The organism is Kocuria carniphila (genome assembly GCF_004136555.1).
In the GTDB taxonomy this organism is placed as follows: Bacteria; Actinomycetota; Actinomycetes; order Actinomycetales; family Micrococcaceae; genus Kocuria; species Kocuria carniphila.
Window position 1 is genome coordinate 83,528 of sequence record NZ_NOIT01000005.1, and the last position, 14,490, is coordinate 98,017.

Genomic DNA, 14,490 nt, shown 5'->3' on the forward strand with positions numbered 1-14,490 from the left:
AGTGTCACGACCGGACGAGCCAGGGGGTTACGTGTGATGATTCTCGGTATGGAGATCAAGGCACACAGGGGACTCACCGGGTCCCAGCTCTATTGGGTTGGACTGGGCTGCCTTGGCCTGGCCGTGGCCGCCTTTGCCGGGAGTTTTGCCATGGGCAATTCCCTGGACCCTCAGGGGGCCGTGTTCGTGCTGGTGATCGGGCTGGTCATCAGCATTATCGCGTCCATAATTGCCGCGGTATTGAGCATCGCCGGGCTGGTTGCTTTCCCCCTGCTCAGAGGGAGATTCATCATTCTATTGGTACTGTCGCTGGTGTTCTCGCCCCTGCTTTGGCTTGGGTTGATGGCCACCGTGCTCTAGTTATCCACAGATCCGTCCACAATCCGTGCACAAGTTCGCACGGCGTGTTCCACACGCTGTCCACAGGTTTTCCACAATCCGTGGACAGCGTGTGTCGTTAAGCCTGACGGATCATGCGGCTGTCGTCGCGAATCTGTCCCACGAGTTCCTCGAGCATGTCCTCCAGCGTCACGATGCCGTCCACGTGACCGTCCGCGGAAATCACGGCGCCCAGGTGGGCACCCGAGTTCTGCATGATGGTCAGCGCTTGCCGCAGCGGCATGTCCGCATTGATGCGGGGCAGTGCCCGCACCTGGGAGGCCTCGATGGGAAGGTCGCGAGCGGCGTCGTCCTCTTCGATCAGGTCCTTGATGTGGACGTAACCGGCCAGCGATCCGTCGCGGGCGAGCATCGGGAAGCGTGAGTAGCTGTCCGCGGCGATGATCTCGGCCTGGGCGGTGGTGACGCCCGAAGGCAGGCACGTCACCTTGCTCATGGGGATCAAGATGCCGTTGACGCTGCGTTCCTCGAAGGTCAGGGCGCCCAGGAGCAGACGCTCGTCGTTAGCTTCGAGCAGCCCGCCGTGGCGCGATTCGGCGACCAGGGCGGCCACTTCGTCGCGGGTGAAGACCGAGGTGACCTCGTTCTTGGGCTGCACGCGCATCATGCGCAGGATGAGGTTGCCGATTCCGTTCATGGCCCACAGCAGCGGGCGCAGCACGGTGACCACGCCCACCAGGATGGGACCGAGCACCAGCGCGCTGCGCTCGGGGGTCGCCAGTGCGATGTTCTTGGGAACCATCTCGCCGATCACCACGTGCAAATAGGTCACCATGGACAGCGCGATCGCGAACGCAATCGGGTGCTGTAGGGCCTCGGGTACGCCGATCGCGGCGAAAGGAACCTCGAGCAGGTGCGCGATGGCCGGTTCACTGATCGCGCCGAGCGCCAGGGTGCAGATGGTGATGCCCAGCTGCGCGCCGGCCATCATGAGGGAGACGTTCTCCATGGCCTTGAGGGTGACCTTGGCGGCCCACTTCCCCTCGAGTGCCTTGGGTTCGATCACGGTGCGGCGTGCGGAAATCAGGGCGAATTCCGCACCCACGAAGAATGCGTTGCCTGCCAGCAGCACCACGGTGAGCAGCAGTCCGGCGAGGTCGCTCATCGGTTCTCCTCCTGGTCGACGACGCCGCTTGGGGCCTCGTGGTGGTCGGTGGCCCTTGTTTCGTGCTCCCGGCTCTCGTGCTCGGCTTCATCCTCGGACGGCACCTCGCTCACGCGGGCGGTCAGCTCGGTGATGCGGTGCTCGTCCAGGGCAATGACCTCAAAAGTGATGAGCGAGGGATCCTCACCGGGATCCGGATCGGACTCGACCGTGACGGTGTCACCGACCTCGGCCAGGCGGCCCAGATCCAGGGTGATGAGGCCGGCCAGGGTCTCGTAGTCCTCGTGTTCGGGGACGGTGACACCCAGGTGTTCGCTGGCCTCGTCCGGTCGCAGGGCGGCGGAGAAGGTCCAGAGGTCGTCGTGCTGTTCGGCGTGTGGTTCGTCCTGGGGATCGTGCTCGTCGCGGACTTCGCCCACGAGTTCCTCCACGAGGTCCTCCAGGGTGACCAGGCCGGCGATGTCGCCGAACTCGTCCACGAGCAAGGTCATCTGCAGGGCACCGGTGCGCAGGACGTCCATGAGGTCGTCGAGTTCCACGGTGTCCGGGACAAAGCGCGCCTCGCCCATGATCTGATCCACGGTGACGGATTCACGCTGGGCGTAGGGCACAGCCAGTGCCTGACGCACGTGCACCTGACCCAGAACGTGCTCCTTGTCCTCGTGCAGCACAGGGAAACGGGAGAAGCCGGTGGCCTTGGATTCGCGCAGCAGATCGCGCACGGTGCTGTCCGGGGACAGGGTGACCATTTGACCGCGCGGGGTCATGGCGTCATGCGCGCGGCGGTCACCGAACGCGAATGAACGCTCGACGAGTTCCGCGGTCTGGGAGGCCAGTGCACCCTGATTGGCGGAGTGCCGGACCAGTCCGGCGAGCTCTTCGGGAGAGCGGGTCGAAGCCAGTTCCTCCTGAGGTTCCACACCCAACGCGCGTACGATCTTGTTCGCGTTGTTGTTGAACAACCGGATGGGCCAACCCAGCACCTTGGTGAAACCACGCTGGAATCCGACCACTGCCTTCGCGGTGGCCAGCGGTTTGGCGATCGCGAGGTTCTTGGGAACCAGCTCGCCGAAGATCATGGTCAAGCCGGTCGCCAGCACCAGGGCCAGCGTGATGGAGGTGGACCGGGCCGCGACGGGTGAGAGGCCGGCGTCGGTGAGCGGCCCCACGATGAGGGCGGCAATGGCGGGTTCTGCGAGGAAGCCAATGCCCAGGTTGGTCACCGTAATGCCCAGCTGCGCTCCGGAGAGCTGCGTGGACAGGGTCTTCATGCCCTTCAGCACGCCTTGGGAGCGGCGGTCGCCGGTCTTGGCGGCGGCTTCTACGTCATTGCGATTGACGGTGATGAGGGAGAACTCGGCGGCGACAAAGGCGCCACACGCTGCGATCAGCACGAGTCCGATGATGATGGAGACGACTTCCACTAGCTCCACCACCCCTGGCTACAACTCAGAAAACCGGGTCTTTTACAGGGGGCGTCGCTAGGGGCGCTCATGGTCTCCGTATCTTGGTGCGAGCGGCGCTCGGTGTGCCGCGAGGTATAAAACGGAACAAATCTACAGGCGGAACCCGTGAGTTTCCAGGGGGTGAGCGGCGTCGTACTCCCCAAGGGCGAACGCGTGTTATCCGTGTCGTGGCTCAGTGCGACAATGGAACGCAGTCTTTGAGGAATGGAAGTGAGTGAGGGTGTCGGAATACACGTCCGGATCGCGCGAGGAGTACGGGCGCTCGCTGCCGCACGACAACGTGGCGGAGCAGTCGGTGCTGGGCGGCATGCTGCTCTCCAAGGACGCCATTGCGGACGTGGTGGAAGTGCTCCGCGGCGTGGATTTCTACAAGCCGGCGCACGAATCCGTTTACGACGCCGTGATCTCCCTTTACGGGCGCGGCGAACCTGCCGATGCGATCACCGTGGGCGACGAGCTCACGAAGCGCGGTGAGATCGAGCGCATCGGTGGCGTGGCGTACCTGCACTCGCTGATCGCGTCTGTGCCGACCGCGGCCAACGCGGGTTTCTATGCGGAGATCGTGCGCGAACGTGCGGTGCTGCGGCGCCTGGTCGAGGCCGGCACCAAGATCGCGCAGCTGGGCTACTCGCAGGACGGCGAAGTCGATGACATCGTCAACGAGGCCCAGGGCGAGATCTATCAGGTCGCCGAGCGGCGCACGTCCGAGGACTACGTGGTGCTCAGCGAGGTCATGGAATCCGCCGTGGACGAGATCGAGGCGGCCGGTAACCGGGAGGGCATGCAGGGCGTGCCCACCGGCTTCATCGAACTGGACGAGCTGACGCACGGTTTCCAGGGCGGCCAGATGATAGTGATCGCGGCGCGACCTGCAATGGGTAAGTCGACGTTTGCGCTGGATATCGCGCGTTCTGCCTCGATCAAGCACAACATGACGTCCGTGATCTTCTCGTTGGAAATGAGCCGCAACGAGATCGCGATGCGTCTGCTGTCCGCAGAGGGCACACTGCAGATGCAGGACTTGCGCGCGGGCACCTTGCAGGACGAGCAGTGGGCCAAGATCGCGCAGATCATGGGCAAGATGGATTCAGCGCCGCTGTTCATTGACGATTCGCCCAATATGTCGCTCATGGAGATCCGCGCGAAGTGCCGGCGGTTGAAGCAGAAGCACGACCTGAAGCTTGTGGTGCTCGACTACCTGCAGCTCATGAGCTCCGGCAAGAAGGTCGAGTCCCGTCAGCAAGAGGTCTCCGAGTTCTCCCGTGCACTCAAGCTGCTCGCCAAGGAGCTCGAGGTTCCGGTCATCGCGCTGTCCCAGCTGAACCGTGGCTCCGAGCAGCGCACGGACAAGAAGCCGCAGGTGAGTGATCTGCGTGAGTCCGGTTGCCTGACCGGTGACACTCGGATTCTGCGCGCGGACACTGGCGCGGAGACGACCATGCGTGACCTGTACGAGTCGGGTGAGAAGGACGTTCCGGTGTGGGCGCTCGCGGACGACCTGCGCTACGTGCAGCGGCCCATGACACATGTGTTCTCGACGGGTGTGAAGCCTGTCTACCGCTTGCGTTTGGCCTCCGGTCGCGAGGTGCGGGCGACGGCGAACCACAAGTTCTTCACCTATTCGGGCTGGAGGGCTCTCGGCGATCTGGGCGTGGGGGATCGCTTGGGTATTCCGCGGCATGTGGGAGCGCCTACTTCTTCTATGGCCATGGGTGATGCTGAGGTGTCTGCCCTGGGTGCTCGGTTGGCTGGGCTGTCGACTGTGCCGGCGTCCGTGTTCGGGCTGCCCAAGGATCAGGTGCGGTTGCTGCTGAGCTCGGCATGGTCTTCTTCCGGTTCGGTTTCGGAGGCGGGTTCCGCAGAGTGCGGCGAGATTTCATTGACGACGACGACGTCGCGCGCGGCGGCCAACGCCGTGGCTCGCCTGTTGTTGCGTTTCGGGATCGTGGGGGCTGTTTCCTGTTCCAACGATTCTGCTGCTGCCTCTTCTGCCGTGTCGATCGACGAGTTCGAGGATCAGCTGATGTTCCTCGAGCAGATTCCTGTAAATGGCGAGTCTGCTGTGGCAGCGGCGCAGCTGCGCTCTGCTTTGCGGGCGGCGAAGGCCGAGAAAGCCGCGCCTGGCTCCAGCGGGATGTACAACGCGTGGGATGAAGTCCGTGGTCTTCTGGAAAACCGCGTATCGGTGGGCGATGATTCCTCTTTATCCGCTGTGGCTAACGGCGGGACGGTGACGATGACTCGACCGCCGCAATCTCGGCTTGAAGAGGTCATATCAGCGCTCGACACCCACGACCTGGACATGATGGCGATGAACGATCTGTATTGGGATCGCATCGTGTCCATCGAGGAGGACGGTGTCGAGGAAGTCTTCGATGCCACCGTGGTTGGCGCGCACAATTTCGTGGCCAATGGCGTGACCGTTCACAACTCGATCGAGCAGGACGCGGACATGGTCATTCTGCTGCACCGTGAGGACGTGTACGACAAGGAGTCACCGCGTGCCGGTGAGGCGGACGTGATCGTGGCGAAGCACCGTAACGGTCCCACCAAGACGATCGTGGTGGCGTTCCAGGGCCACTACTCGCGGTTCGCGAATATGGCGTTGGAGGGGTTCTAGGTCCGCTCAGGGATCGAAAATTCAACTTCTGAACGGGCATATGTTCAAATTTGAGGTTCGTGAGGTGCCCTCAAATACCCTACTAATACAGGGTTGTTACTGACAGGAGTTCAAATTCTCTTCCACCCCAAGGTAAAATTCTGGCATGCAGCCCATCGTGTTCCCACACATCCCGTTCGATGGTTCCCTGGCGTCGGCGCTCTTCGATCTAGAACGCGTCAGGGTGGACTTTCGCACTGAGCGTCTGGCGGATCCGCTGACTCTAGAGCTCCGGCGACTGTTCCAGGGGTTGACCAGCATCATGTCAGCCCGCATTGAAGGTAACCGCACCACTGTGGCTGATGTGATCGCGGAAACACGACGAGCAAAGAGCACCGGAGAAGACGCCCAGGATGCCGTTCGAGAGATTCTTCAGCTCGAGGAAGCTACCAAGTACATCGATCAGCTGGTCGAGGAGGGAACTCTCCGGATCTCGCACAAGTTGATCCGAGATTTGCACCAGCTATCCGTGAACGGATTGCAGCGAGAGGGGGACCCTCATCCGGGAAGCTACAGGTCGACTCAGGTTGCCATATCAGGGGCACTGCATACTCCGCCGGACCCGGCGACGGTTCAAGCGGATATGGATCAGTTGATCGATTTCGCTAATCAAGTTGTTCTACCCCAACAGCAGTTGATTCAGGTGGCGCTGGTTCATCATCGATTCGTCTGGATCCACCCATTCGCTAATGGCAATGGACGGGTCTCCCGGCTCTTGACCTACGCCATGCTTACCAACCGGGGCTATACATCACCCAGTGATGCCCGGCCGTTGAACCCCACAGCGGTTTTCGGGGCGGACCGACAGGCCTATTACGACAACCTGGCATTGGCGGACAGTTTGTCGGAAGATGGCACACTCGCGTGGTGCAGCTACATGATCCGAGGCCTTCGGGATGACCTCTTCTCGGTGACTCAGCTATCCGATCGTCTGTTCGTGGCTGATGAAGTGTTCGCCCCGGCTCTAAACGCCGCGGTGGCTGGGGGTGAGGTGAGAGAGAGCGATGCGAACGTTCTCTACGAGGTTGCAAGGCGCGGGAAGTGCAAACCTGGTGACCTCAGCGATGTCCTTCCCGGATCTCCATCGTCCCGCAGCCACAAGTTGAAGAAGCTGGTGGAAGCTAATCTTCTCTTGAAAGTGCGGGATCCCGCTGGATACGGCATCAGTCTGTGGCAAAACCAGCTGACCATTTACGTGGTGCACCGTTTGGATGAGTTGGGAATGCTGCCATCGATTCTAAAGGACTGACCGGCCCCGAGGCACCACCCCCGTGCTAGCTTTGCCGCATGACTGGGGCGATGCATCAGCCGCATCCGGTCTTGCGGGACTACCTCGCCGGACCGATGGTCGGCTATGACATCTCCCTCAACGCAGATCAGGTGCATCTCGGGGTACCCAGTGCCACGGCCACGCTGATCATTGCCCTGGATGACCCGCTCGACGTCGGGTGGTTCGGCGAGCGTGAGTCGCAGAAGCTGTGGGCATCAGTCTCCGGGCTGCACCTATTTCCCGCACTGATCCGCACCCACGGATTGCAGCGCGGGATCCAACTGCAGCTGACGCCGTTGGGTTGCCGCTCCCTGTTCGGGGCGCCGTTGGCCGAATTGGCTGGCCACAGCGTGGATCTGATCGAGTTGCCACGCGGACTCACGGAGAGTGAATACGCCCGGATCGCCGCGCAAACCGAGTGGCCTCAGCGCTTCGCGGTTCTTGAATCGCTGCTTCTGGACCGCCTCGAGGAATTCTCGATGCCCGCGGACATCCGCCGCGCCTGGCGATTGTTGTGTCACGGCTGTGGAGTCGCCCAGACCGCCGCCGATGTCGGGTGGTCGCGCAGGTATCTCAACACCCGTCTGCACAACGAGATCGGCATTTCACCCAAGCAACTCAGTCGCCTCGCCCGTTTCTCGCGGGCTCGCACGATGGTCGGACAAGGCGTCAGTCTCGCCGACGCCGCCTATACCGCTGGTTTCGCCGATCAATCACATTTGTCGCGGGAGTGGCACGCGCTCGCTGGGCAGTCACCCAGTAAAGAGGTGGAGTTCCCATTTCTTCAAGACCTGCAGTACCCAGGCACGGCAGCATGAAGTCATGACACACAACACGAAACCACAGCTGTTCCATTCACTGACTTTCGCCGACGCCGTCCGGGGCGCGGAATTCCTGCGGACCTTGGGGTTCCAGGAGGTCTCCTTGGATACCAACGAGAACGATCCGAGCGTCGTCGAGCACGCCCAATACCAATGGCGCGACAACGGCGGCGTGATGTTCGGATCGGTGCGCGAAAACAACCCACATGCCCAAGCCGAGATGGTCGGACAAGCCAAGTGCTACTTGGTGGTGGGCACCGATTCCGAGGTCGATGACGTGTTCCACCGTGCGCTCGCCGCACACGGCACCGTCATCGCCGAGCCCACGGACCAGGACTACGGAGGCCGTTCGGCAACCATCGCCGATCCAGAAGGTAACCAATGGAGCGTGGGGTCGTATCCGGGGGAGTGACGGCTGGCCTCTGCGCTTAGCGGCGTCTCACTCAGTTGGGCTCTTCACGTTTTTATCTCGTGTAGAGACCGGTCCCCGGGCCATGCCGGCTAACCGAAGAATCGAACGGCGAGGCCGACGATCATGCTGCTGCCGAATAGGACGAGGAATACGCCCGCGAATCTACTGATCCAGGGGATGATGCGTTGCATATAGCCGAGGGCATGCCGAGAGCCGAGGACGATAGCTACAAAAATATCCCAGACAAGGACGACAGCGAACATCCAGGTGCCGTAAAGCACCAATGAAAGAGGTACCGCAGTTGAAAGTGCGGCGGCGAGACTGACGTAGAACAGTGCATTCTTCGGGTTCAACAGTCCGGAGGCGACGCCGAGACCAAAGTTCCGGAGCCAAGTTCTGGATTTCACACCAGTACCTCTGTCGGCGTCGATCTGGGGGTTTGACCTGAGGAAAGCGATGCCGATGAAAACTAGGAATACGCCGCCTGCCACTTGGATGGTATCGAGTAATACCGGGTTCGAAATCAGTGCGATACCGGCGAATGCGGCCGTGATGAAGACCCCGTTCGCGATGGCTATACCCAGGCAAGCTCCGGTGGCGTTTCGCCAGCCATTGGTCAGCGCGGTTCGGACGATAAGGAAGAAATCGACCCCAGGAATCAGCAGCGCCAAGAAGTGCGCGATTGCCACAGCGGGGAACTGTTCCATGTCTCTCCTCATGCATGACGGTGATCCTGACAAGCATTGAGGTTTGGGCGCGCCGGGTCTTGTATGTTCTTGCAGTCAGCCTTGGTAGGTGCCCGGCGAAGCGGCGACATGAGCGCGGAAGACTCGATGGAAGTGACTTTGATCAGTGAACCCCAGATCATGAGCGGTTTCCGTAATGGGCAAACCTTCGCGGAGCTTTCGGCGGGCCTGAGTTATGCGGGCGTTTTGCCGCCATGCCAGTGGTGGAAGTCCGGTGGCACGCCGTACTGCACGGACCAGCTGATACTTCGTCATGCCGACCGATTCTGCTAGATCATCCAATGCCGGGTTCGACTCGTCGTCCCCTAGCCTGATCAAGACTGGGGCGAGGAGGGCCCGCAGCTCAGGGTCGGCTTCGCTCGATCTGAGGGTAGTGCAGGAGGCGACATCGAGTACTTTAAATAGGTTCTTGACCTGGGATTCGATTTTTTCGCTGGTTTCATTCTTGTGGATAGCTGTATTCAACGTGTTGACTCGGCGGTGCAAGTCGGGGTGATTGAACACGTTGATTTCAGCGAGCAGATGGCTGGCTTCTCGCCTCGGGGCAAGTGAAGCGGCCCACCCTTGATCCATGTGGATCATTTGATATAGCCATCGACCCTCGCGCGGATTGGGGACTGCTGCACGGTGAGGTGACAGTTGTAGTGTCAAGCCGCGAGGTCCACGGCTGGATTCATGATGGTCTCGCACTCCATCGGGGTCAAACGGCCCAGGCGAACCTGTCGACGGCGCCGGTGGTAGGTCCGTTCGATCCAGGTGATAATCGCGATCCGCAGCTCGTCACGTGTCCGCCAGCGATGGCGGTCGAGGACGTTCTTCTGCAGCAACGCGAAGAAGGATTCCATCGCCGCGTTGTCACCGGCGGCACCGACCTGGCCCATCGACCCGAGCAGGTGGTGCTCGTTCAGTGCGTGCACGAATGACCTGGCCCGGAACTGGGAGCCCCGATCGGAATGGACAATGCAACCGGCCACGTCACCGCGCCGCGTGGCCGCATTGACCAGTGCGTTCACCGCGAGGCGGGCCTTCATCCGGGAGTCCATGGAGTAGCCCACGATCCGCCCGGAGAACGCGTCCTTGATCGCGCAGAGATAGAGCTTTCCCTCATCAGTCCAGTGCTCCGTGATGTCGGTGAACCAGAGCTCGTTGAGGTCATCTGCGGTGAAGTCTCGCTTCACGAGGTCCTCGTGAACGGGAGGGCCGGGGCGCTTGCCGTTCTTCCCTCGTTTCTTCCCGAAGACCGACCACCACTGGTTGTCTCGGCAGATCCGCCACGCGGTCCGCTCACACATCGCCTCCCCGGCCGCGTGGGCTTCTGCGACCAGGAACCGGGATCCGAACTCGGGGTCATCGCGGTGGGCATCGAATAAGGCGTTCGCGCGGTATGCCTCGACCAGTTCCGAGGCGGTGACCTGGTGTTTCAGCCACCGGTAGTAGGGCTGACGGGAGAGCTTCAAAACCCGCAAGGACACCGCGACGGGAATCCCGTTGACGGCGAGCTCTCTCACGAGCGGGTAGAGCCTTTTGACGGCAGGTTCGCCTGGGACAGGTACGCAGCCGCGCGGCGCAGGACCTCGTTCTCCTGCTCAAGAAGACGAATCCTCCTGCGCGCGTCGCGCAGCTCTGAGGACTCCTCGCGGGTTCTTCCGGCACGGTTGCCGTCCTCGATATCGGCTTGGCGTAGCCACTTGTGGAGAGTCATCTCGTGAACGCCGAAGTCACGAGCGATCTGCGCGAGCGTGATGCCATCCTCGCGGGCGCGCGCCACACGAACGACGTCTTCGCGGAACTCTCGGGGATATGGAGCGGGCATGGTGCACATCCTTCCAGGCCGCCCAACGGGCAAGCCAGATCAGATGTCACCTCACCGTGCAGCAGTCCCTTGCATGCGTGAACCTGATTGGCAGGAATGACAATCACGTTGCCGGTTTCCAGGTTGACCGGGTCGCTGGCGGGAGTGGTCAAGACGGAGCTTCCCGCATCAATCACGCCGATCGATAAAACATCGTGAGAGTGCGGCCGGTAACAGGTGTTTTCTTGGCATGACCGTCGACCCTCGAGGTGAGGGAGTGCAGTGCTTCGACAGAACTCCATCCCGTTGCATCCTCCGTCCAATTCGTCACGTGGCACTAATGTCGTACTGTTTACGAGCTTACGTCGCTCTCCCTTTCTGCCTCGGGGTATACCGTCGTCCGTTCCAAGGGCTACGCCAGACGCGCTGGTACGGCTTAGAGGTGGCTCTGTAGATCTTCCAGATGCCTTCGCTCAGCGACCTGTATTCCGATCACCGGCCCAGTCGGATAGGCGAACGCTGTTTGACCCGCACAGCCAGACCAGCGAACACAAAGACTCCGATGCCACCCAATAACGTGGCAAGGGTGAGGTGTTCACCTAGCAGAAGGACCGCCCATAGGAGGCTCATCACCGGCTGGGTTAGTTGAATCTGACTCACTTGAGCCATAGGGCCGATACCGAGCCCTCGATACCAGGCGAAGAAGCCCAAGTACATGCTGACGATACCGAGGTAGGCGAAAGACGCCCATTGTGCTGGTCCTCCGTTGAGCGGGTGCTGGTTCATGGAGTAAATGGTGAGAGCCAGCATCACGGGCGATGCTAGAACCAACGCCCAGGAAATGGTTTGCCATGCACCGATTTCCCTAGCCATGAGACCACCTTCGGTATAACCAACCGCTGCGGCAATGACCGCGCCGAATAACAACAGGTCAGTGCTGGTTAGCGAGCCGAAACCGCCAGCTTGAATGGCTGCGAATGTAACGGCAACCAGGGCACCCAGGACCGTCAGGAGCCAGAAGCTCTTCACCGGTCGCTCGCGGCCACGTAGCACTGCCATAACGGCCGTCGTGGCAGGCAGCAAAGCGATGACGACCGCCCCGTGACTAGCAGCGGTGGAGGTCATCGCAAAGGAAGTGAGAAGAGGGAACCCGGCAACGACACCCCCAGCAACTATGGCTAGTCGAAACCACTGGCCATCTCGCGGGAGGTGCTGCCGAGTCGCGATCAGTGCGGATGCAGCCAAAGCAGCTGCGACGACGGCGCGGCCCGCGCCGACGAATAACGGGTCCAGGGTCTCGACGGCAACCCGGGTAAATGGGACGGTGAAAGAGAATGACAAGACACCAAGGAATCCCCATAGCAAGCCACTGCGCGGGACAGCAGATATCACTGGTTGATCGGAAACGATAACGCTATCTTTATATTCCATGAACAACGATAACAGCTCCAGGATTGTTACTCAGCTGCGCCGGTGGATTGCTGACGCCGCACCCGGGGCGCAGTTGCCATCCAGCAGGGCGCTGGTCGACCAATACCGAGTAAGCCCGCTGACCGTTCAGAAGGCGTTACGAGTTCTGGTCACTCAGGGTCTGATTGAAACCCGACCAGGTGTGGGAACTTTTGTGCGTCTAGTACGGACCTCTCGCCCCGCCGACTATGGTTGGCAGACTGCTGCGTTGCGGTCACCTATGACCAATCCGCAGACAGTCTCCACGGCCCTCCGAAGCGCGCCTAACGATGTCATTGCATTCCACTCCGGCTATCCCTGTCGAGAACTTTTGCCCGAACGATTGGTGAGGAGCGCCGTCGGCCGGGTTGGCCGCACGGAAACGGTCCTGTCACAACCGCCCGTCGCCGGGCTACCGGAGCTGCAGCAATGGTTCGCGCAGGAACTCGCTGCTAGCGTCCCGGCTAATGAAAATGCCCTGTCGGCTCGGGACGTGATCGTACTTCCAGGCACCCAGAGCGGACTCAGTTCGTTGTTCCGCGCATTGGCGGGGGCGGGGCAACCGGTTCTCATGGAATCTCCAACGTATTGGGGAGCGATTCTAGCCGCCCACCAAAGTGGCGTGCACATCATCCCGGTGCCCACAGGAGTGCAGGGGCCAGACCCTTCTCAGCTTGAACGTGCCTTTACGGAAAGCGGTTCCAGGGTGTTCTATTCTCAGCCGAATTACGCCAACCCCACCGGTGCTCAGTGGTCTGGTCAACGAGGTAGGGAGGTGGTAGACGTGGTTCGAAGGCACGGAGCATTCCTAATTGAAGACGATTGGGCTCATGACTTCGGGATAGAAACTGAACCACGTCCACTGGCTGCGGGCGATGACTCCGGACATGTCATATATCTTCGATCGCTGACTAAGAGTGTTTCACCGGCGCTTAGGGTTGGTGCTGTCATCGCGAGGGGGCCGGCCCGAGATCGGATCCTGGCCGACCGAGCGGCCGAGACGATGTATGTCAGCGGCCTACTGCAAACGGCCACACTGGATGTCGTTACCCAACCGGGTTGGCGAACCCATCTCAGAGGATTGAGGCAGCAACTCCAGTCACGACGAGATCTCCTTCTCACCAGCTTGCGAGAACACGCACCCCAAGCTCATGTGGAGCACGTACCGACCGGGGGGTTGAACCTATGGGCGCAGCTACCTGAGGGCACTGATTTGGACCGGGTTGTCAGACGCTGCGAAACCGCCGGTGTCATCGTCGCTTCGGGCGCCGAGTGGTTTCCGGCGGAGCCCACCGCTCCGTTTATTCGACTGAACTACGCGGGTCCAAATCCTGCGGCTTTTCCCGAGGGTGCGCGAATACTTGGTCAGATACTCGACAATAGGCGCGGTTAGTCGGGCGTGCAATGTTAATCATGCCAAATTTGATGTTTCTTCAAATAAGTCCTTGGGCCAAAGAGTTCCTGGATTCTCGTATCCACGAAGCAGGCTTGGGTGCCCATGGAACCACTCCGAATCAAGACGGTGGATGCTTCTAAATCCATTGGTCTCAGATATTATAATGCTGGACTGGTTGATTAGCTGCATGGTGAGAGCGAAAACCGCTCGTGCGTAGCCAGCTTGAATCGTTGTAGAGTTCTCGGCGTCGGAAATCGCAGGTAGTTGGGGTAAAGCTCGATGGGCAACCCCATTGCGATATCTGATCGCCTCCCCGAGGGGCTCAGCGACCTCGAGGCCCCTGTAAACTACTGGATTCGTAGGGTATTTACCCGTCCAACTCATAAACCCTCGAATGCGAAAACCGCCGGGTAGTCTTCCGTCGGTCAGATTTCGTAAAGTATCTACCGATCTTGGCACAGTAGTTTTCCTGTCGTGCGCGAGGTAGGCTGAACCCTGAGGGGTGCTATGTAATCCAGGGCCAGCAAAATACTTGATTTTAGAATTCGAATTTTCCCGTGTCAAGCTTTCCAATAGCGACCCACAGTCACTAATGAATCTTTCCCAGGCTGCTATGGAAAGCAAGAGTGTCAGTGGGTTAAGGGTTGATCTTGGCTGCTTTCCGCGCACCTCGTGTTCATTATGAATTAAGATCAAATCCAGCGCATCACGAAGTCCTCGCTTTGCGTCCTTGAATATTCCTGCAAAACCATCTTCAAAAATCTCCTTATTTTCGAGGGGAAAAATTGTCTCATGGTTCCGAGCGGAGTCATCTTGAGTCATTTGTCCGTCGCCTCCTTTGATAATTTGTAGGTAGTGACTGGCCTCACAGTACATTGCGTGCCGCTGGAGACCGCCCATAGCGCTTGCCTACTTGTCCGTCAGCAGATTCTGGCAGACCGAAAACTCCGCCATGACGCGGATTACACTCCCCCG

General features: G+C 60.3%; 14 protein-coding genes. 6 read left to right on the forward strand and 8 right to left on the reverse strand.

Annotated elements, in window-relative coordinates:
- Positions 1 to 48: 48 nt before the first annotated feature.
- Positions 49 to 360: a hypothetical protein gene (locus EWV37_RS05045; RefSeq protein WP_238663071.1), complete on the forward strand. Its 312-nt coding sequence runs from the start codon at positions 49 to 51 to the stop codon at positions 358 to 360.
- A gap of 97 nt (positions 361 to 457) precedes the next feature.
- Here EWV37_RS05045 and EWV37_RS05050 read toward each other — a convergent pair whose 3' ends face one another.
- Both EWV37_RS05050 and EWV37_RS05055 read right to left on the reverse strand, forming a co-directional pair.
- Positions 458 to 1,504, reverse strand: a complete 1,047-nt coding sequence (locus tag EWV37_RS05050; RefSeq protein WP_129700204.1) for a hemolysin family protein — start codon at positions 1,502 to 1,504, stop codon at positions 458 to 460.
- Positions 1,501 to 2,937 (reverse strand): hemolysin family protein, encoded by a 1,437-nt coding sequence (locus EWV37_RS05055; RefSeq protein ID WP_095797299.1) that lies wholly within the window; start codon positions 2,935 to 2,937, stop codon positions 1,501 to 1,503. The genes EWV37_RS05050 and EWV37_RS05055 overlap by 4 nt, the downstream gene beginning before the upstream one ends.
- Before the next feature lie 253 nt (positions 2,938 to 3,190).
- On the opposite strand from EWV37_RS05055, the gene dnaB reads away from it, so the two are divergent.
- The 4 genes from dnaB to EWV37_RS05075 all read left to right on the forward strand — a co-directional run bounded on the left by dnaB (position 3,191) and on the right by EWV37_RS05075 (position 8,132).
- A complete protein-coding gene (gene dnaB, locus EWV37_RS05060; protein WP_095797181.1) occupies positions 3,191 to 5,590 on the forward strand; it encodes a replicative DNA helicase in 2,400 nt (799 codons plus the stop codon).
- Positions 5,591 to 5,735: 145 nt separating this feature from the next.
- Positions 5,736 to 6,878 (forward strand): Fic family protein, encoded by a 1,143-nt coding sequence (locus EWV37_RS05065; protein ID WP_129700206.1) that lies wholly within the window; start codon positions 5,736 to 5,738, stop codon positions 6,876 to 6,878.
- Positions 6,879 to 6,928: 50 nt separating this feature from the next.
- Positions 6,929 to 7,717, forward strand: a complete 789-nt coding sequence (locus tag EWV37_RS05070) for a helix-turn-helix domain-containing protein (RefSeq protein ID WP_165189253.1) — start codon at positions 6,929 to 6,931, stop codon at positions 7,715 to 7,717.
- A gap of 4 nt (positions 7,718 to 7,721) precedes the next feature.
- Positions 7,722 to 8,132: a VOC family protein gene (locus EWV37_RS05075; protein ID WP_129700210.1), complete on the forward strand. Its 411-nt coding sequence runs from the start codon at positions 7,722 to 7,724 to the stop codon at positions 8,130 to 8,132.
- Between the two features lie 89 nt (positions 8,133 to 8,221).
- Here the strand turns inward: EWV37_RS05075 and EWV37_RS05080 are convergent, their stop codons facing one another.
- From EWV37_RS05080 to EWV37_RS05100, 5 genes are all read right to left on the reverse strand, one after another.
- Positions 8,222 to 8,839, reverse strand: a complete 618-nt coding sequence (locus EWV37_RS05080) for a LysE family translocator (protein WP_129700211.1) — start codon at positions 8,837 to 8,839, stop codon at positions 8,222 to 8,224.
- A gap of 75 nt (positions 8,840 to 8,914) precedes the next feature.
- Positions 8,915 to 9,460 (reverse strand): helix-turn-helix transcriptional regulator, encoded by a 546-nt coding sequence (locus EWV37_RS05085; protein ID WP_129700213.1) that lies wholly within the window; start codon positions 9,458 to 9,460, stop codon positions 8,915 to 8,917.
- Positions 9,461 to 9,525: 65 nt separating this feature from the next.
- Positions 9,526 to 10,691 (reverse strand): IS3 family transposase gene (locus tag EWV37_RS05090; RefSeq protein ID WP_238663072.1). Its coding sequence is split into 2 segments (ribosomal slippage): positions 9,526 to 10,404 and positions 10,407 to 10,691, totalling 1,164 coding nucleotides; the frame shifts between segments, so codons are not numbered across the junction.
- Positions 10,577 to 10,972, reverse strand: a complete 396-nt coding sequence (locus EWV37_RS15560) for an AraC family ligand binding domain-containing protein (protein WP_202976187.1) — start codon at positions 10,970 to 10,972, stop codon at positions 10,577 to 10,579. The genes EWV37_RS05090 and EWV37_RS15560 overlap by 115 nt, the downstream gene beginning before the upstream one ends.
- A gap of 190 nt (positions 10,973 to 11,162) precedes the next feature.
- A complete protein-coding gene (locus EWV37_RS05100) occupies positions 11,163 to 12,101 on the reverse strand; it encodes a DMT family transporter (RefSeq protein WP_129700215.1) in 939 nt (312 codons plus the stop codon).
- Between EWV37_RS05100 and EWV37_RS05105 the strand changes: the two genes are divergently transcribed.
- The gene (locus EWV37_RS05105) at positions 12,100 to 13,512 is read left to right on the forward strand and encodes an aminotransferase-like domain-containing protein (protein ID WP_129700217.1); all 1,413 of its coding nucleotides are present in this window, start codon (positions 12,100 to 12,102) and stop codon (positions 13,510 to 13,512) included. The two genes, EWV37_RS05100 and EWV37_RS05105, sit on opposite strands and share 2 nt — an antisense overlap.
- 18 nt (positions 13,513 to 13,530) lie before the next feature.
- Here EWV37_RS05105 and EWV37_RS05110 read toward each other — a convergent pair whose 3' ends face one another.
- Entirely contained in the window at positions 13,531 to 14,337 is an 807-nt protein-coding gene (locus tag EWV37_RS05110) for a hypothetical protein (RefSeq protein ID WP_129700219.1), read from the reverse strand.
- Between the last annotated feature and the right edge of the window lie 153 nt (positions 14,338 to 14,490).